Below are 18,497 nucleotides of genomic sequence, written 5' to 3' on the forward strand. Positions count from 1 at the left end.
GGGCTATGTAGCGGCCAGGCCTAAGCCAACCGAATGTTGCCGGGCTTCAGCGCTGTGGGAAAAATAACAGCAAGGTATGTGTAGAGCCTCAATCCGACTCAGCGTTTCGCGGGTTTTGTCCTGATTTCTGTCGTTTACCTGCCGAATATACACGCATCGGATCTGACGGGTAAAATGCTCGGCCACCGATGCATAGATAGTGGGGTCTTCCTGGGTATCGTCGCCGAGCAATACGAACTGCTGATCAGGATAGGTCTCTATGATCCTGACAATCCGGTCGAACTTGGTACGGTGCTTATTCTGACCGGTCTTGAGCAGCTGATGAATTTGTTTGAGCTGACTCAACAGGTAAACGCCCATCGGTAATCCGTTATTCTGCGAAAACTCAAGAATGGGATCATAGAGGTTCCATTCGCTGCTCGACACGTAAAAGAAAGCGTTGGTCGCGTCAGGCCCGCTGTCGGCTTCGGCCAGCAGCTGGTAATGGGCCACAACGCCGTCGAAAGGCTGGCGACTATGGGCGTTCTGGGTCAGCAACACCAGCAGTCGTTTCGCAATCGTAGCCGAATGCGAAATCAGAAAGGTGTCGTCGATATCGGAAATAAACGCAAATCGGGTTGGATGCGGCACCAGCACCTGACCCTCGCCCTCCGCCAGGATCGTTTCGGGGTTGATTGTCTGCGAAACCAGCTCGGCTTTGACCGGATGCCAGCCGGGCAGCACGGGTTCGGGCATCGGCAGGTCGACTCGAAAATAGCCATCTACATCGGCGCGGGTCTCGGTCGTCTGCCCGTTACACTGCACCCGAACCGTAGCATGTGGGTAAGGCCTGGCCAAAAATAACCGCACTAGGCTGAACATATTAACCAGCACACTGTGGCGGTACTTCCGGCGGGGATGAGCCGACTGTTTAAATACCGTCCCATGAATGGTTAGCCGTTGGGCGTTACCAAAACCACGGTACACCTTAACGGTGGGCTGGTCGGTGAGCCGCAGCCACGTTAAGAAATATCGTTTCAGCGTGCCTTTTGAGCTTATATTTTGTTTAACAGATAATGCGGGTCGAGCAGCTTCCATAACGCCTGGATCGGTACACCTATTTATAACCGCCAAATCACTGATAAGTTGACATTTTTATTCGCCATAAATCCGGTGTCGGGCGGACGCGACAAATCGGACTGGGAAGAAGGAATCCGCCAGTTTTTTGCCGACTTGCCCCACACAGTCCATGTACTGGAGCTCAACGGAAAAACCGACGACGAGTTAGTCAGACAACAGATTGCCCTTCACCAGCCCGACCGGGTTGTGGCCGTTGGGGGCGACGGAACCATTAAATGCGTAGGCACACAGCTGCTCGGAACGGATACCGTACTGGGTATTTTGCCGGCAGGCTCGGCCAACGGACTGGCGCGGGAGCTGGGCATTCCACCCGATATCGAGGCCAGCCTCAGCGTACTGGTAAACGGAACGCCAAAACCGGTCGATGTTATCTCGATCAACGAGGGCGACATTTGTCTTCACCTGGGCGATATTGGCCTGAACGCGCGGGTAGTCAAACACTATCAGGACAACAACTGGCGGGGCATGTTCGGCTACCTGCGGGCGGTTATCAAAGCCCTTCAGACCCGGCAGCTGCTGCGGGTCGAGATCAACCTGGGCGAAACCTGCGTGTCGAGAGCAGCGCTCATGGTCGTGCTGGCCAACGCCCGGATGTACGGCACGGGCGCCGTAATCAACCCTGATGGCGACATGTCTGACGGGCAATTTGAGGTTGTCATTTTCCGGCGGCTGGCCATCTGGGAAATTCTGAAACTATTCTGGCGCTACCGGCCTTTCGACCCACGCAGTATTGAAATTTATCCCGCTACCTCTATCAGCGTTGAAACGCGCCGAAAAGCGTATTTCCAGATCGATGGCGAGTACAGGGGGCGCATCAACCAACTCAAAGCCGCCATCAGGCCGGGGGCACTGACGGTTCTGGTGCCATCCGAAACGGCCCCTTAACTGGCGGATACTGAAGCCTTGCCAATTCGTTCAGGTTCGCTGTAGATGTTGAAACGGCCGTTTCGGACAAACCCGACTAAAGTCATACAAGCCTCCTGCGCCATGTGAACGGCCAGACTCGAGGGTGCTCCTACGGCTGTCAGTAACGGCACTCCGGCGCGCCAGCTTTTCTGGACCAGCTCGACTCCGATCCGACCACTCAGAAAAACACCGTACTTGCTAAGCGGCAGCCAGCCCTGCCAGAACGCGGCTCCGATGAGTTTGTCGAGGGCATTATGCCGCCCGATATCCTCCCGAACCAGCCGTACCGTTCCCTGGGCGTCGAATAAAGCAGCCGCGTGAATACCACCCGTGTGCGCAAAAGCCGTTTGCCTGTGCCGAACCGTATCGGGTAGTGCGTTTACTACCAGCGGATTAATGATCAACGATGAGTGGAGTGGCCCACTGGTCTGCGCCATCACCGCTTCGATAGTCGTTTTACCACACAGACCGCAGCTCGACGAGGTAAATGTATTCCGTTCGAGCCGGGACCAGTCTACAGCTACCCCTGGTCGGAGTTCGACCCGTATTACATTACCTTCCTTGTCGGCATCCTGAACACAATGACGGCACGATAGCACATCGCCCGGGCTTTGAATTATTCCTTCAGAAAACAGAAAACCGGCTGCCAGTTCTTCGTCATGACCCGGCGTTCGCATCGTAACCGACACCGACCGCTGCTGACGGTCGTTGGCGGGTCCGAAGCCCAGCCGGATTTCGAGCGGCTCTTCAACCGCCAGCAGATCCGGGACTTCGGACCAGCTGTCGTCAGTAACTTTATGAACGGTAGTGGGGGCAACTAAGGGCATCGCTGTATCTGGATTGATACACCAATAACGCCAATTCTCCAAAATAGTTGATGACTGGCATCGCTGCGATTATACTGATTAGAAGCCGAGAGACGCGGCTGCTTTAATAGCGAACCGATTCACTGGCAAGCCATTGGGACCGGGGTCCAGGTAAGTTAACCGATGGATAGCCTGCAGCCGGAGTATCTTAAAGATGTTTTCGATGCCATACCCAACTTCCAGATAAGGTGTACTGCTATCCAGCGTACCAAACCGAATGGGCTTTTGCCCATTAGGAAGAGGTTTGCTGGTTTCGATGGCCTGATTGGCTTTACTCATACTTCCCCAGAGTGCATCGACATTGGCTACGAGCCGCCAGTTGAGTTTCCGGATAGCCGGAATCCGGTTGAACAGCAGGCCTTCGAACCGGTGCTGCATATGAATGGCCACAAACCGATCGCTCACAAATTCATAGAACTGCATTCGGTTGAAGGTGTTGGTGGTAAGCAGCGGAGTCGGATTGCCGATGTGCGGAAATAATAACGGTACCGGTATGGTTGATGGTGTATAACCAGCGGTAAGCAGATAAGATAAACGGCCCAGCGGCCCCAGCCGCAGCGACTGCTGCGCCCGCAGCGTCAGCCGGTCGTAGCTGTAACCGCCCCCCATTGAGCGGGCCCCGTGGGTATACCGAATGGTTATCACCGGGGCCCGTTTCGTGCCGAGCGTAATGCGCTCGTTGCCATCCATGATATACTTCTCCTTGCGCGCCAGCCGGGCCTCTACCGACCAGTATGTATCGATAATATCGGACCGCAGGGGCGACAGGTCTCCCAGCTCAGGCTGTAGTCTATACTGAAATGGAAAAGTCGGGTCGAACGTACGGCTTCCAAGTGTAGCCGTCAGCAGGATACCCCGAACGGGTTCGCTTCTGAAAAAGGCTTCCTGAACGCGTGTTCGATACGCTCCTCTGTATTTGCCAAAGCGACTCAGCGCATAAAACATACGATTGCCCCCGACCAGCTCCGGGGTAATCCCCAGCCGTTCCAGATCGTATGACATCCGAACGCCAACCAGCGTCCATCGCTGGCGGGAGAAGAGGTAATCCGCTTCAGCACCGTATTTAAACTGGTTGTCATATGTACCATAAGCCAGGTAACCACGCAGTATGACATGCCGGCTAAAGTCATCGTTAGTCCGAAAACCCAGCCGTATCCGGAGACCCTCCAGACTGTTGGCAGCCAGCATGTATGGGTACGGACCCAGATCAAAACCACCCAGTTTGTAGAAACCCGTTATGGCAATCTGGCCAACGGCTTCGGCTTTTTTGACGGCTGGAATAGCACGCAGCTGTTCGATCATGCGCTCGGCTTTCCGGTCTGAACGGCCCAGCGAGTCGGGGCCAGCCAGATCACGCTGTACCGATGCCCAGAACGCATCATTGGGCGTAGTTACCGTATCCACTGGCTCTACAGGCTGCTCATAGAAAGAAACCGGTCGAATCTTATTAATAATCAGATGGCTGCTGCGCATCGTTAGCTCGGCGCGCATACCCAGCGAGTTTTTACCGATACCGGTTAGGTCGGCGGTTAGTTTCAGACTGACCGGGAGCCAGCCGCTGGGTTGGCCGGAACCAGCCAGCGAATCGGTAACGGGCTCGAGTTCCTGCTCGATAGTCAGTTTGCGAACATAGTTCAGGTTGGCCCGGTCGCCAATACGGGCTTCAATCTGGCAGAGAGCAAACGTACTAGTATCAATCCAGACTTTGCCGATAAAGGCCAGGTCTTCAGGGCGCTTCGGATCGAACTGGATCTCGTAACAGATCCGATCACCTAACTGAGTAGTATCGGCCAGAAAAAAATGGTACCAGTTTTTCCAGTTGTCGCCCGTTGGCGAGGCAAAGTCCTTACCCAGTATGGGAATGTAGTTGTCGTAGAAATTCTGACTAACCAGGTTTGTACCGCCCAGTAGCTGCGAACTCAGACCAGCATCATCGACAGCCACGCCCCGAATACGGGTTTTACGAATATCTTCCCGACGAACTTTTGGATTAGAACGCACATAGCAGCGAGAAACCGACTCAGACAGCAACAACGGCAGCAACCGATTTCCTTCATCGTCAAACATGGAGTCGGCCTGGCTCATTCCTTCTTTGACCCGCTTCATCAGCGGATTCTGGCTCATACGGGCCGATACATGACTCAGCGCAACGCTGGTTTTCGTATAGGTATCACCTTCATAAGCGGCCAGTCGATTGCGGTCATTGACGGTTCGGTTCTTACGCAGTTGACGGAGTACACGAAAAGCCGGATTTTCGCCCGCCCGTACAACCACCTCCTGCAGGGCATTCCCGGCGGGGGTCAATTTGAAATCAAGGGCCTGGGTTGGTCGCTCTTTATCGACAAATTGCCGAAGCATGGCATAGCCCAGCGAGCTGACAGCTATCGAATCGGTCAATACCTTGACCGTGAGTGTAAAACGCCCATTATCGTCGGTCAGGGTGCCAGCCCGACGGCCTACCAGTACAACACTGGCAAAGGGAACGGGCTCGCCGGTTCGTGCATCGGTAACCATACCCGTTACCGTAAAGGTTGTCTGGGCATGAACAGGTAAAAGTGATGTGAATAGTAGGAATGCAATGAGTACAGGTTTCACCAGGGGTACAAGTCGTAGTTAACGGTCTGCTAAGTTACAAGTCCGTACCCTGCTCCCACAACACTTTGAGTTAAAGGAGCATTAATATGCGTTCAAGTGTATTTATGCAAGCATGAATTGCTTACCGTACCTGTACGCATTAACCGACCAGCCAGATTCGGTCGGCGTCGGCGCCCTGCTCGGTCCATTCGACCAGTACCCGCTGTGATTCAAGGGTATTGACGCGTTTGCCGGTATAATCTGGCCGGATCGGCAGGTCACGGTTGTAACGCCGGTCAATGAGCACCAGCAGTTCGACCTGGCGGGGGCGGCCAAACGCGGTCATGGCGTCCATAGCGGCCCGGACCATACGCCCGGTAGCCAGCACATCGTCAATCAGCACAACACGCTTATCTTCGATAATAAAGGGAACATTCGTGGTATTGGGCCGCAGGGGCGTGTCGCGCCGACGGAAGTCATCGCGGTAGAACGTAGCGTCCAGATAACCAAGCGGCACTGAATAACCCAACGTCCGGTTCAGCTCACGACCCACCCGATCGGCGAAATAAATGCCGCGCGGCTGCATACCCAGTATAACAGTATTGGCAAAATCCTGGTGGTTTTCAATCAATTGCTGCGCCAGGCGACTAATCACAATTTCGAGTAGCGGGCTGGACAGAATCAGGCGTTGTTGGTTCATGGGGTAAAAATAGTTGGAAGTCGTTAGTTTTTCCATTGGTAATTTTGCGTCCGCTGTATGCGTGGCATTCGTTACCTGTTTTACAAATGGCTAAGTTTCTTCTGGTAGGTCTGGGCAACATCGGACCTGAATACGCACTAACCCGCCATAATGCGGGCTTTATGGTTCTTGACCGGCTGGCGGCCCAGTATGGGTTTGATTTCAGCATGACTCGCCTGGCCTACACGGCTAAATGGCAGCACAAAGGCAAGCAGCTCTTCTTTATCAAACCAACGACATACATGAACCTGAGTGGGCGGGCGGTACTATATTATCTCAAGCAGGAGAATATCCCTGTCGAAAATATGCTCGTGATCACCGACGACAAGGATTTGCCCTTTGGCAAGCTCCGGCTCAAACCGAAGGGATCGCCGGGTGGTCATAATGGATTACGCAATATCGATGAGGTACTTAACACCCAGGAATACGCCAGATTACGGGTAGGGATCGGAAATAATTTCTCGAAAGGCCGTCAGGTCGACTTCGTTTTGGGGCAGTTTCCGGAAGACGAATTGGTCCAATTACCCGACTATCTGGACCGCGCGGGTGATGCCGTACTTAGTTTTTGTACTATGGGGATACAGTACGCGATGAACAATTACAATCAGTAATATAACTTTTTAAAGTATTTTAAAATAATCACAAACAATATGTTCAGCATGTAACTACCTATTTGACAAAAATATTATTCTGGTAAATCGAAAATTAAGCCGAATAATTTCAGATTTAACCTAGAACACAACATTAAAAACCAAATATTATTCCGAAAAGACCCAATACTCGGTTTGTATTTTAAAAACTTCTATAGACATTTGTGTGTTCTTTAACTGAAACAAAAATAGAACAATACTATGAAATCGCGTGTTATCTTTGCATCGTTGATTCTTGGATTAGGGTTGACGATTTCTCAGGCAGACGCGGCTACCACCACCAACACTGATGATAGCCCGGCAGCCAACAAGCCGGCAAGTGCCATGCTTGTCAATGGTTCGCAAACGCAGTTCGCTGCCTATGTCGGACAAAACTTTGCCAAGTTTGCGCAGACTACCAACTGGGTAAACTTTATGAGTACCATCTCGTTGTATAATCAAAACCCAGCCGCTGTGCTTAAGCTCAGCCCCGCCAGGCGTCTTGAATTCAACCAGGCCGTTGCTCAGTTAAATAATCAACTGGCGAAAGGTAAAAATACCGAAGCCAGCCGCTGGATTACTCAGGCCAATCATACGGCCCGGATGATCAACTACCTCTGGGATGTTGAACGTTCAAACAGCGAAGGCTCTGACATTCAGTAATTTTAAATAAATACTGAAATAGTCGAGTTCTTGGAACAGAAAAGGGTAAAAGTTAGTTTTTCATGTAGAAAAGGTTAAGGGTTTAGGAATAGTCAGTATAAGGTTCTCCGCTCAGATCGGGGAACCTTATCTTTTTTATAAGCATTTGTACACCGTTTATGACCCCGACGGGGCTACTACCAGCGCCGGGTTTTGGCAGCTCTCTACTCGACTATCTCAGTCAACAAAAAAGCCATTCCTCAAGACGGGAATGGCTTTCGCGTTTTCTTAACCTAAACTAAGTCCATTTGAATGCGTTGTTGCCGGTTAGTTGTTACCGCCAACCCGTCCCTGTTCAGCTGAGGTAGCCGAGGAGCGCTGACGGGCGGCCTTTACGTTCTGGTTACCGAACCGGTATGTGAAGTTGAGCATGATCCGGCGGCTCTCCCAGCGCGATCCGACGTAGAAATTGATATCCTGTACGACCGCCCGGCCCCGGAACTGGTTCAGCCAGAACGGATCGTTGATGTTTAGTTTCAGACTGCCTTTACCGTCCAGTACCTTCTTCTGAACGCCCACCGTAAAGCCGCCCATCGGCTGGGCCTGGTAGAAACCGTACTGAGAAGCCGAATTGTACCAGCCCGAAAGCTCGGCAGACAGGGTTTTGCTCAGCGTGAAGTTATTGGAGGTATAGAGGTTGTAGGCCAGCAGCTTTACTTCGTAAGGCACTCCCGAATAGAATGTCTGGTAGTGCTGGTAATAACCGCTCACATTATTCTGCATCCGCCACCATTTGGCTACCATGACCGGAAAGCTCACGTTCAGGTTGATGTTGTCCATGTAGCCCAGGTTTTCGGGCGTTACGTAGGTGATATTCCGCTCCGGAATCTGACGCGGGGTTTCGCGGTTGATAAAATCGGTGGTCCGGCTAAAGCCCAGTGTCGTGGTGAAGGCATCCTTGTATACGTGAGTCAGCTCAATGGAGTTGGTGTATTGCGGCCGCAGGAACGGATTTCCCTGCTGGTAGGTGTATGGGTCGAGGTAATACACAAAGGGGTTCAGATTCTGGTAGTCGGGCCGATCGATCCGGCGGCTAAACGACAGGTTCAGGACATTAGTCGAATCCAGGGGCTGCGATAGAAACAAGGTAGGAAACACATTCAGGTAACTGCGCTCTACCCGTTGGCTCAACGTAATGGAGTTACCTACCGAGCGGGTGTGTTCGGCCCGCAGGCCCGCCTGTACTTTCAGCTTCTTACCCAGTTTACCGGCAAAGTTCACGTAGGCAGCATTGATATTCTCGTCATACTTGAAGTGGTTCGACCGGCTGGCGTCGAAGAGCCACTGCCGCGACTCCTGTTGCAGCGTATCGAAGATGGTGTTGTTGTCGGCGTTGACAAAACTGCTTTTCAGACCGGCTTCCAGTTTTGACCCGTTTTTGAGCGGGTGTACATAATCGGTCTTGAACGCCATGATGTTGATCGTTGAAGGCATCGTATTTCGTACATCCTGCCGCGGCTGGGTCACTACGTTCTCGTTATTCAGATAGGTAGTGCTCAGGTTAGATAGGTTGGTGCCCGTATACCGAACGTAGTCGGCATCAGCTGTCCATTCGCGGCCTTTTCCGTCGAAATCGTATTTGTAATTCAGGTTACCGGTCCAGTTTGTGAGCGGGTTTTTGAAGTACGTCTGCGTAGTGGGCCGACTTACGACCTGGCGATTTTCATCCAGGATCAGGGTGTTATTCAACCCATCAGACTCCCAGTTGTTCGAGAAGCCGTTGACCAGCACGCCCACCGTACTCTTCTGACTGATGAAATAATCGAGTCCTGCCTTGTAAGAGTGCCCCACAAAGTGGTTAGGCCGGTACGACTTCTGCTCGAAATAGGTCTTGGTGCCGTTAAACGGAATGACCCGGTTAATTTCGTTGCTCTGGGCACTCTCCCGGTTCACGTAGCTGTAGTTACCGAACAGGTTTACCTTACTGTCGCGGTGGTTCAGGTTCAGCGAGGTGTTGAACTTGGGCAGATCGTCGCGGCCGCCACTCAGATTGTTGAACCAGCCGTAGCCTGTTCCGAGCGTAAACGTACCGTTGGTGCCGAAGTTCTTGTTCTTTTTCATCTTGATATTGATGATCCCCGAGTTACCGGCCGCGTCGTACTTGGAACCAGGATTGGTGATGATCTCGATCGTGGCAATATTGTCGGAAGGCGTGTTCTTGAGCAGGTTAGAAACTTCCTGCTGGGAGAGGTACGTCTGCTTACCGTCTATGTACACGATAACTCCGGACTTACCCTTCAGCTGAATCTGGTCATTCTGGCGGTCAATGGTTACGCCGGGGGCTTTTTCCAGCACTTCCAGGGCAGTATTCCCGCTGGCAACAATGCTGTTTTCGACGTTGACCACGGTGCGGTCAACCTGCTGCTCGATAAAGGGTTTTTTGGCTACCACGTTTACTTCCGACAGGTTCTTCGACTCATCGGGCATGGCCAGTGCTGGTAACTCGATGGCCGGATGAGCCTCATCGACTACGAACGGAGCACTATACGTTTTGCGGTAACCGATCTGCTGAGCCACCACCATATAGCGCCCGGCCCCTACGTTCTCGAAAGCAAATTTGCCCGCAGCATCGCTGATCGACCCTTTAGCCATAGTCGAATCAGTGGCTTTCAGTAACATCATCGTTGTGAACTCCAGTGGTTTCCCGGCCGAAGTGGCCACTAATCCGCTAACCGTACCTCGGGTGAGTACCTGACCAAATGTAGCCGTCAGGGAGGTCATGAGCAGTGTTAAGAAGAGAAAGGTCCGTTTCATAATGTATTGCTTTTTTCGAAGGTCGGGTGTGTTAGTGCCGCCGTAGTACAATGTAAAGGTAGGTAGTGGGCATCACAAAGTACCTGTTCTTACACAAGCGGTCTGATCGGATGGATAAGCGGATTTGACGGGGAGATAAGCGTACTGGAGAGGATTTTCTAAAAGATGGGCTTCAGACTAACTATGTTGCATCTGCCCTGAAAAAAATTCTGGCCCGGCCGGTACGCCCTAAACCGGACCAGAATATACCAGCTGATTATAGCTTGAAACCAACCGCCCATACACTGGCATCGGGTCCAAGTCCTGGCTCAAAGGGGCTTTTGGGCTCGTAGCGGAAGAAGAGTTTAGCCTCGTGGCGGAAACCCAGTTCGGTAGTCAATCCCCAGCGCACCTGGTTGAGGTTGTAAGAACCGTGCGTCCTGACGGCCCGGGCACCCTCTGCCTTAACTTTGGTGTAACTGTCGACTCGCAGACCGGCGTAAGCTCCCAGGCCCAGGGTCAGCCCCGACCGGAACGACAGGTTCAGGATCACGGGCAGGTTCAGCTGGGTGGTGACCAGCTTAGACCGGCGCAGGTCTACGTTGGCTGATTCTACGATAAGCTGGTTGTTCTGCTCTACGAGGGTGTTGTTGCCTTCGAACATAAAATTGTTCCAGGCTATTTCGGGTCCGGTTACGAGCCGCAGCTTGGTAGCCCCCTTTGCTATGAGCGGAATCCGCTTCTGCCAGCCCAGCGCTACAAAACGCGAACCGATTGGCCGGAATTCGTACCCACGGGGCAGTGTGCCGCTGAAGTTGTTCAGGCCAATGTAGATGCTGAAATCACTGGCAATCCGCTCGGCCCGTCTGGTTGAATACGACCGCGTGGTATGCGTTGCCGAGTCTTTCTCAATAGTGATTGTCGTTTGGGCAAACGATGCGGCCGAAGTCAGAGTCAGGGCCGTGGTGAGGAGGTGATATATAGCTTTCATGACAGTTGTCAGATTGATCGTGGTTGAAAAGTTGACGGTGTGTCGATCAGCGCTAATCGTTTCCCGGTGTTGTTTGATCAGAAGATGTATAAAGCCCGCTGACAGGTTGCATGGGCTTTGCGTTTTTTTCTGTTTTTTTTCAAACACCCTTTTTCCGGCACCATACACCCCTAAAAATCAATGACTTATATAGACACTCTCACAACCTCACTACACAAAAAGCCCTTCATCGGTGCCTGGCTACTGCCAGGCACCGATGAAGGGCCATCCTTTCGGACAGTTTCAGTTTACCTCCGCATGAGGGCGGTACGGCGGGAATCTAGTCTCAGAAAAATGAACAGCAGGATCGAGAACGACCAGAGCGACGATCCACCATAGCTAAAGAACGGCAGCGGAATTCCGATAACGGGCATGAGTCCGATGGTCATACCGATGTTGACCATAACGTGGAAAAAGATTATACCCGCCACGCAGTAGCCATAGACCCGGGCAAATTTACTGCGCTGCTTCTCGGCCAGGATAACGATTCGGGACAGTAGTCCGATGAAGAGCGCAATGACAATCATGCTGCCGATAAAACCATGCTCCTCTCCTATGGTGCAGAAGATAAAGTCGGTGCTCTGTTCCGGTACGAAATCGAATTTTGTCTGGGTTCCTTCCAGAAAGCCCTTACCCTGAAGCCGCCCGGATCCGATCGCTATTTTTGCCTGGGTCACGTTCCAGCCCACCCCCAGCGGGTCGATTGTTGGGTCGACAAGTACCTTGATGCGGTTTCGCTGGTGCTTCTGCAGCACATTGTTGACAAAGAAATCGACACCGGTAACGAGCGCCATCATGCCTGCGCCGATCATTGCCATGGACAATAGGTTCCGGGTCGTACGGTTGTAGCGGGGCATCAGGAGCACAATGATCCCGTACAGCACCACAATGCCGGCAAAAATGTACAGCTTCGGAAAAACCAGCGCCAGCACGAACAGAGCCGCTACACTGATACCCAGGGCCGGTATCCAGCCCGGGAGTCCCTCGCGGTACAGCATGATGACAAACGAAGCAAAAACCAGCGTTGAGCCGGTTTCGTTGGAGGCCAGAATCAGAATACAGGGCAGCACGATAATGCCGCCGATGCGCAGCAGCTCTTTGGTTCGGCCAAGGTTCATGCCGGGCACATCGAGATACTTGGCCAGCGCCAGCGCCGTAGCCACTTTGGCAAACTCGGCGGGTTGTATAGAAAACGCGCCAAACTTAAACCACGACCGCGACCCGTTTATGTTCGACCCGGCAACCAGTACCAGCAGCAGCATCAGAATCATAAACGCATAAAACACGTACGCAAACGAGTCGAAGAATTTATGGTTGATTACCAGAATACAAATGATGAGCAGCACGGTAGTACCAATCCACATCATTTGCTTACCCGCATTGGTGGTCATATCGAACAGGCTCGTATGGTCTTCGGGACTGTATACGGCGGCATACACATTGAGCCAGCCCATGGTTACACAGCCCAGATACAGCACCAGCGTCAGCCAGTCGATGTGTTGCGCAAAAGGATCGTTCGTACGAGACAAAGACACTAGTATATTGAGTTTACGGGATTAATGTCCACTGGCGGCAGCCACGGCAACCGGTTTGGGACTGTTAGCCGTCATGAGCGGCTTGGCTTCGGGGGTTTTCCGGACCGTATCCTTCCTGGGAGCGGCTGGTTTTTTTGGAACAGGCATCCGGCTCACCGGAGGCAGGTAGTTGGCCGCTTTCACCTGCTCATCCAGCTTTTTGGCTTCCGTTTTCCGTTTCAGATAGCGCTCGGCTACCAGAGCCGCTACAGAAGCGGCCGCCTTGCCGCCCCAGCCTGCGTTTTCGACGAAAACGGCTACGGCTATTTTGGGGTTGTTCATCGGCGCGAACCCGATAAAGATGGAGTGGTCAAACTTATGCCCGTACTTGTTATTCTGCGACGTACCGGTTTTACCGCACAAATCAATACCCTCGATATTAGCGAGTGGGGTTACGGTACCGTGGGATACGGCAGCACGCATGCCGTCGATAACGGGCAGAAAATGCTTGTAGTCGATGCCGGTCTCGTGGCGCTCGAAATATTCGGCCGGCACGCCAACGCCGGGCTTGTTTAATCCTTTGATGTAATGCGGGGTGATGTACCAGCCGCGATTGGCGATTGTGGCCGCCAGATTGACCAGCTTCAACGGGCTGATCAGCAACTCACCCTCGCCGATACTGAGCGAGTACACGTTGGAGAATTTCCAGCGCAGCGCCCCCCGGTAGGCTTTATCATAGTATTCGGGCGTGGGCAAGTTACCCTTCAGCTCGCTGGGCAGGTCGATGCCGAGCCGCGCACCGATACCGAACTTTTCGGCCATGCTGTGCCATTCCTTCAGACCAATTGCCGAGGCCTTAAAGGTATTATGCTCGCCGTTGAAATACAGGAACTTGCGAAAAACGTGGTAGAAATACGGATTACAGGAGTTCTGCACCGCCCCCCGCAGGTTATTGCCTCCGCGGCAGTGACAACGCATTGGCGAACCGCTGTGGCCGTATACGGTATTGGGGTAGAGCGACCCCTGCTGCTGAGCAATCAGCGCCTGGATCAGCTTAAACGTGGAGCCGGGCCGGTAGCTGGCCATAACGGGCCGGTTAATGAGCGGTTTGTAGGGGTTTTTAATCAGCGCCCGGTAATTCTTGGAAAAGAAACGGCTCGACAGCAGGTTCGGGTCGTAGGTAGGCGCCGATACTGACACCAGAATTTCGCCGGTAGCGGGTTCAACCGCCAGCACGGCCCCCACTTTGTTCTGCATCAGGCTGTCGGCGTATTTCTGCACCTCAACGTCGATCCCGGTAATCAGGTTTTGGCCCGCAATAGCCAGCGTATCGAAGGCCCCGTTCTTCCAGGAGCCTTTATTTACACCCCGCACGTTCTGCATCATGAACTTAACCCCCCGTTTACCGCGCAGTTGTTCTTCATACTGCTCTTCCAGGCCGTTATGCCCCACATAATCGCCCTGTCGGTAATAGAGGATATCCTGTTCTTCAAGCTGTTTTTTGCTGATTTCACTCACGTAGCCCAGCGCATTGGCCATCGTGTGGGCCGGGTACGTACGCATGGAGCTTATCACCGGCTCGAAGCCCCGGTAGTCGACGAGTGCATCCTGTATGCGGGCAAAATCTTCTTTGGACAGCTGCCGCATAAACAGCGATGGCTTCACGGGCGAGTAATTTTTAGCCAGCCCCATAATGCTGTCGAACTCGGATGTAGTGATGTTCATCATCCGGCAGAAAGCAACCGTATCGGGAATCCTGACCTGTTTGGGCGTTACGTACAGGTCATAGACGGGGGTGTTATAAACAATGAGCTGATTATTGCGATCATAAATCTGCCCCCGATACGGAATCTCGACCACCCGCTTGATCGAGTTTTTCGATGCGCCCAGCGAGTATGTATCATCCAGTACCTGTAGGTAAAAAAGGCGGGCCAGATACGTTAGCCCAACCAGACAGAACACCCCGATAATGACCCACTTCCGGTTCTCCAACATGACAATTACTACCTAAACCAAGTTACGATTCTATAACGCAAACCAAAGATAAGCAAAGCTTATGAGGTATTATGAATGATAAACGTCAGGTAGTTGGGCAGACTTGTATGCCCCATTTATCTTTCCTACTTCATCCTGCTTTTTTACCATCCGCGCGCCGATGTTTTTACCCGGCAGAGGTACATGTCAGCCGTTATATAAAGCGTACGTCCATCGTCGCCCCAGGCACAGTTGGCAGTAGCAACGCCGGTTTTAATATATCCCAGCAACTCGCCCGACGCCGACAGCACCAGCACCCCACCCGGACCGCTGGTCCAAATGTTGCCATCCCGGTCGAGCTTCAGCCCATCGAATCCACCGCGCAGGTCCTGCTTCTTCAGCCCCTCGGCGCCGAAAATTGCCTTTCCTTTTCCAACCGATCCGTCTGTTTGGAGCGGATAAGCCATTATTACCGGATTATTGGGATCCGACTGGGCTACATACAACGTTTTTTCGTCGGGCGATAACGCAACCCCATTGGGCCGGGTCAGATCGCCTACTACGAGACTTACCGCCCCGTCGGGTCCGATACGATATACGCCGAACCCATCGGTTTCCCGGCTGGTATCGTTTTCGCGTTTGGGCATACCGTATGGCGGATCGGTGAAATAGTAGCTCCCGTTCGAGTGAGCGACCACATCGTTCGGACTGTTCAGTCGTTTGCCCTGATACCGGTCGGCGAGCGTCACTTTACCTCCGCTGCCATCCAGCGGCATGGCCGATACGCGCCGGTCGCCGTGTTCACAGAAGATGAGTCGGCCTTTCGGGTCAATGGTCAATCCGTTAGAGCCGGGTTCCTCGCTGTAGTTTCCCAGCCCCGTATAGCCCGAAGGCTTCAGAAACGTACTCAGCCCATCTTTTTCGGTCCAGCGGAATACGGTGTTCTGCGGCACATCTGAAAAGAGAAGAAACGACTCGGCCGGAGCTGTTCGTTTCACCCATACCGGCCCCTCAGACCAAACAAACCCACTGGCTATGACGTCTATTTTTGCGTCTTTGGGCAGGAGTTTGTCCAGACGCGTATCCAGTCTGATTATCTGCCCAATGGTTGGGTAGGCGGGCTGAGCCAGTACCGGCGCAGGGGCTGTCAGTACCAGCAACGCCATCAGTAATCGGTTTGTGTTCATCAGATAAAAGGGTTTGGTCTGCCTTACTCGATTCGAATGGTTTGCCGACCCAGGCCGGGCATGCCTGTAGCCGTAGCTCCCTCGACCCGTAGGCGCAGTTTTGTTTTTGCATCTGATGCAAAGAAAGAAACAACGGCTTTTCCGTCAGCCCCTGTCTGAATCTGAGGATTCCAGTACAGCGTAGTGCGGTAATCAGGGCGGATGTGCTCTGGCTTTTTGACGTCGTACCGGGGGGCGTAAAACTCCCGTACCGGTGCGTAGCCCGGAAGTTTGGCAACCAGCGTGCCGGGAGCCGCTTCCTTGGCCAAGTCATAGTCAGGCGAACCGCGTTTGGTCAGCACCGATATAACCCCACCCGCAGCCCGCGAGCCGTAAATAGCCGCCGATCCTCCTTTCAGAATATCGACCTGATCGACGTCGTTTACCGATATGCTCATAACCCCCTGCAGGTCCATGGGCGTACCATCTACTACGAACAGAGGTTCTATGGCCCCGCCAAAATTGGCAGCCCCCCGAATCTGAACCTTGGCGCTGAAACCCGAACCGGTCACCTGAACGCCCGCTACCCGCCCCTGAATCACGTCCAGAATCGTTATCCGGCCCGCGGTATTGTTCTGATCGAACTTTACCGTCGCATCGGCCGCACCGTATATTTTCCGGCTATCGGGTGGCTGATTCTTTTTGGCTTTTACGGTTACCGCCTGGAGCAGCACCTCCCGGTTATTACGAATCTGGCGCTCAATCTCCATGTACTCATTGGTGCGTCGGATAAATTCATCATATGCGTCGCGATCGAACTCAACCGGGTTGAGCGGAGGACGCACGATCGTAACGGGGGGTGTCAGCAGCTGGTCGAGCGTAATAACCAGATCCCGGTTCGTTTTTCCTTTCGTTCCCTGAATGAGCACGGTTGTCGTATCCGTGAAGTCCAGATCATAGGCTGCATAGTTGCCCCGCTCGTCGGTTTCGCCCGTCATCATCTCTCTCGAACTATCTCGCTTGGCAACGATGAAGGTCAGGCGTACTTTACCCCCAATATCTTTCTGATTAGGTCGAACAACGCGCCCCGTCAGGGCCAGTCCGCGCTCTACCGGAAACGTAACGGGTGGAATGGTACCCGACAGCACATCAGCCCACACAAAGCGTCGCCACCCCTGCGTCATCATGAGCAGATCGAGTTTGAGAGCCCGGTCGGCATGCGCAGGATTGAAGTAGTAATCTGGCTGCTCTATAGTTCCTGTCAGATCTGACTCGAGCAGTAAATGGGACGTAATAGACGCGCGGTTGGAGTCAGTTTCCGGCGAAAGCCGATCGTCTACAACCGCCAGCGACAGGTTGGCGGGAGCCGGACTGCCGTCGGCATCGGTGGTGGTCAGGGTCAGGTTGATCTGGTCGCGGGTACGGTAAGCCGACTTCTCAGCCTTCACCTGAACGTTTATTCGTTCATTTTTATCGATGAAGATCAGCCGCTCGCAGACGGGTTTGTTGGTCTCATCGAAGAGCGTCAGCTGGGCGATACCTTCGGGGAACTGCGCTTTGGTCAACTGAGCCACCGACGATTTCTTGGCCAGCGACACTTTAGCCACGTGAATAATCTGACCACGAGTCTGAGCCACCAGCGTCATGGCCGCTGCCGGATCTGTACTGGTCTTGTTATGCCGGAAGTAGACCCGGACATTGTCTTTGCTGGATAAATTATCGACCTGCATCAATGCCCCCTGCGGCTGTACGGCTGGTAAAGGGTAGCTGGCAAATGTTCCTTCCGGCTGCCGCACAAAGGCTGTATACTGCTGTCCGGCCTCGGGTTTGATGGACAGATAGCCCATCCCCAGGTGGGTACTGGCGAAACCAACTACGGTATCTTTCCGGCTGTCGAGTACGAATCCCTGGATAGCCTGACTACGGCCCGATACACTGGTAGCCCGGAAAGCTACCCGGCTATCCAGCCCTTCAATGAGTTGCCCGCCTTCGGGCATAAACTGTACATCGAGCCGGGGGGTGGCTGCGTTCGCTGCCGTGGGCGTTCCCGTTGTCCCGCCGGTGCGCAGGACAGCCAGCGTTTTGGTAAAAAAGTACGCATCGGGGTAGTTGCGCATGAAATTGGTATAGGCCCGAAGCTGGTAACTACCGGCTGGTAACGAGTCGGGCAAGGCCAGCTGCCCGGGGGCGTAACTGGCTACCGCCCGAAACTGAGCCCGCAGGCGTACCTGTTTCGCGGCCACATCGACCAGGTCAACATACAGGACCTTGCTTATCGTATCGGCTGTATGGGTGTTCCCGCCAAACAAATACCCTTTGATCCAGATTGTTTCACCAGCCAGGTAGGCCTCCCGGTCGGTGTGCAGATACACTTTTTCTACGGGTCTTTCAATGCTGTACCGTTCAAACTGGTCAATCAAACGCTTGACGAAGTCATCGTCGATGTACCGAAATGCGGTCAGGCCTGTTATCGAAAGCAGGATAAATGCAAAAAAAGAACGGTGGTTTAGTAAACGCATAAAATAGATTTAAGATGGGTGGACCT

General features: G+C 53.2%; 13 protein-coding genes. 3 read left to right on the forward strand and 10 right to left on the reverse strand.

What is annotated here, in order from left to right; translation table 11 throughout:
- Window positions 1-3 precede the first annotated feature (3 nt).
- Entirely contained in the window at window positions 4-1,077 is a 1,074-nt protein-coding gene (locus B1C80_RS06185) for an App1 family protein (protein WP_077920200.1), read from the reverse strand.
- A 48-nt stretch (window positions 1,078-1,125) separates the two neighbouring features.
- Here B1C80_RS06185 and B1C80_RS06190 point away from each other — a divergent pair, with 48 nt between their 5' ends.
- Entirely contained in the window at window positions 1,126-2,004 is an 879-nt protein-coding gene (locus B1C80_RS06190) for a diacylglycerol kinase family protein (protein ID WP_077920201.1), read from the forward strand.
- On the opposite strand, the gene fdhD is transcribed toward B1C80_RS06190, so the two are convergent.
- From fdhD to pyrR, 3 genes are all read right to left on the reverse strand, one after another.
- Window positions 2,001-2,852, reverse strand: a complete 852-nt coding sequence (fdhD, locus tag B1C80_RS06195) for a formate dehydrogenase accessory sulfurtransferase FdhD (protein WP_077920202.1) — start codon at window positions 2,850-2,852, stop codon at window positions 2,001-2,003. The genes B1C80_RS06190 and fdhD overlap by 4 nt on opposite strands.
- Window positions 2,853-2,930: 78 nt before the next feature.
- Window positions 2,931-5,486 carry a DUF5686 and carboxypeptidase-like regulatory domain-containing protein gene (locus B1C80_RS06200; RefSeq protein WP_236648653.1) on the reverse strand — a complete coding sequence of 852 codons (2,556 nt, stop codon included), beginning with the start codon at window positions 5,484-5,486 and terminating at the stop codon, window positions 2,931-2,933.
- 139 nt (window positions 5,487-5,625) lie between these two features.
- The gene (gene pyrR, locus B1C80_RS06205; protein ID WP_077920504.1) at window positions 5,626-6,165 is read right to left on the reverse strand and encodes a bifunctional pyr operon transcriptional regulator/uracil phosphoribosyltransferase PyrR; all 540 of its coding nucleotides are present in this window, start codon (window positions 6,163-6,165) and stop codon (window positions 5,626-5,628) included.
- An 86-nt stretch (window positions 6,166-6,251) separates the two neighbouring features.
- On the opposite strand from pyrR, the gene pth reads away from it, so the two are divergent.
- Window positions 6,252-6,815, forward strand: coding sequence for an aminoacyl-tRNA hydrolase (gene pth, locus B1C80_RS06210; RefSeq protein ID WP_077920204.1), 564 nt, complete (start codon window positions 6,252-6,254; stop codon window positions 6,813-6,815).
- Between the two features lie 240 nt (window positions 6,816-7,055).
- Window positions 7,056-7,496 (forward strand): hypothetical protein, encoded by a 441-nt coding sequence (locus B1C80_RS06215; protein ID WP_077920205.1) that lies wholly within the window; start codon window positions 7,056-7,058, stop codon window positions 7,494-7,496.
- A 306-nt stretch (window positions 7,497-7,802) separates the two neighbouring features.
- On the opposite strand, the gene B1C80_RS06220 is transcribed toward B1C80_RS06215, so the two are convergent.
- From B1C80_RS06220 to B1C80_RS06245, 6 genes are all read right to left on the reverse strand, one after another.
- Window positions 7,803-10,289, reverse strand: coding sequence for an outer membrane beta-barrel protein (locus B1C80_RS06220; protein WP_077920206.1), 2,487 nt, complete (start codon window positions 10,287-10,289; stop codon window positions 7,803-7,805).
- Window positions 10,290-10,545: 256 nt separating this feature from the next.
- A complete protein-coding gene (locus B1C80_RS06225; protein ID WP_077920505.1) occupies window positions 10,546-11,259 on the reverse strand; it encodes an outer membrane beta-barrel protein in 714 nt (237 codons plus the stop codon).
- A gap of 287 nt (window positions 11,260-11,546) precedes the next feature.
- Complete coding sequence (rodA, locus tag B1C80_RS06230; RefSeq protein WP_077920207.1) at window positions 11,547-12,827, reverse strand: rod shape-determining protein RodA; 1,281 nt, start codon at window positions 12,825-12,827, stop codon at window positions 11,547-11,549.
- A gap of 27 nt (window positions 12,828-12,854) precedes the next feature.
- Window positions 12,855-14,807: a penicillin-binding protein 2 gene (locus B1C80_RS06235; protein ID WP_077920208.1), complete on the reverse strand. Its 1,953-nt coding sequence runs from the start codon at window positions 14,805-14,807 to the stop codon at window positions 12,855-12,857.
- Window positions 14,808-14,950: 143 nt separating this feature from the next.
- A complete protein-coding gene (locus B1C80_RS06240) occupies window positions 14,951-15,973 on the reverse strand; it encodes an SMP-30/gluconolactonase/LRE family protein (RefSeq protein ID WP_077920209.1) in 1,023 nt (340 codons plus the stop codon).
- Between the two features lie 23 nt (window positions 15,974-15,996).
- Window positions 15,997-18,471 (reverse strand): TonB-dependent receptor plug domain-containing protein, encoded by a 2,475-nt coding sequence (locus B1C80_RS06245; protein ID WP_077920210.1) that lies wholly within the window; start codon window positions 18,469-18,471, stop codon window positions 15,997-15,999.
- Window positions 18,472-18,497 lie beyond the last annotated feature (26 nt).

The organism is Spirosoma sp. 209 (genome assembly GCF_002006735.1).
In the GTDB taxonomy this organism is placed as follows: Bacteria; Bacteroidota; Bacteroidia; order Cytophagales; family Spirosomataceae; genus Spirosoma; species Spirosoma sordidisoli.

Coding starts and splice junctions, on each gene's coding strand:
- B1C80_RS06185 (WP_077920200.1), bottom strand. CDS start 1,077: ATGGAAGCTGCTCGACCCGCATTATCTGTTAAACAAAATATAAGCTCA.
- fdhD (WP_077920202.1), bottom strand. CDS start 2,852: ATGCCCTTAGTTGCCCCCACTACCGTTCATAAAGTTACTGACGACAGC.
- B1C80_RS06220 (WP_077920206.1), bottom strand. CDS start 10,289: ATGAAACGGACCTTTCTCTTCTTAACACTGCTCATGACCTCCCTGACG.
- pth (WP_077920204.1), top strand. CDS start 6,252: ATGGCTAAGTTTCTTCTGGTAGGTCTGGGCAACATCGGACCTGAATAC.
- B1C80_RS06240 (WP_077920209.1), bottom strand. CDS start 15,973: ATGAACACAAACCGATTACTGATGGCGTTGCTGGTACTGACAGCCCCT.
- pyrR (WP_077920504.1), bottom strand. CDS start 6,165: ATGAACCAACAACGCCTGATTCTGTCCAGCCCGCTACTCGAAATTGTG.
- B1C80_RS06215 (WP_077920205.1), top strand. CDS start 7,056: ATGAAATCGCGTGTTATCTTTGCATCGTTGATTCTTGGATTAGGGTTG.
- B1C80_RS06225 (WP_077920505.1), bottom strand. CDS start 11,259: ATGAAAGCTATATATCACCTCCTCACCACGGCCCTGACTCTGACTTCG.
- B1C80_RS06245 (WP_077920210.1), bottom strand. CDS start 18,471: ATGCGTTTACTAAACCACCGTTCTTTTTTTGCATTTATCCTGCTTTCG.
- B1C80_RS06235 (WP_077920208.1), bottom strand. CDS start 14,807: ATGTTGGAGAACCGGAAGTGGGTCATTATCGGGGTGTTCTGTCTGGTT.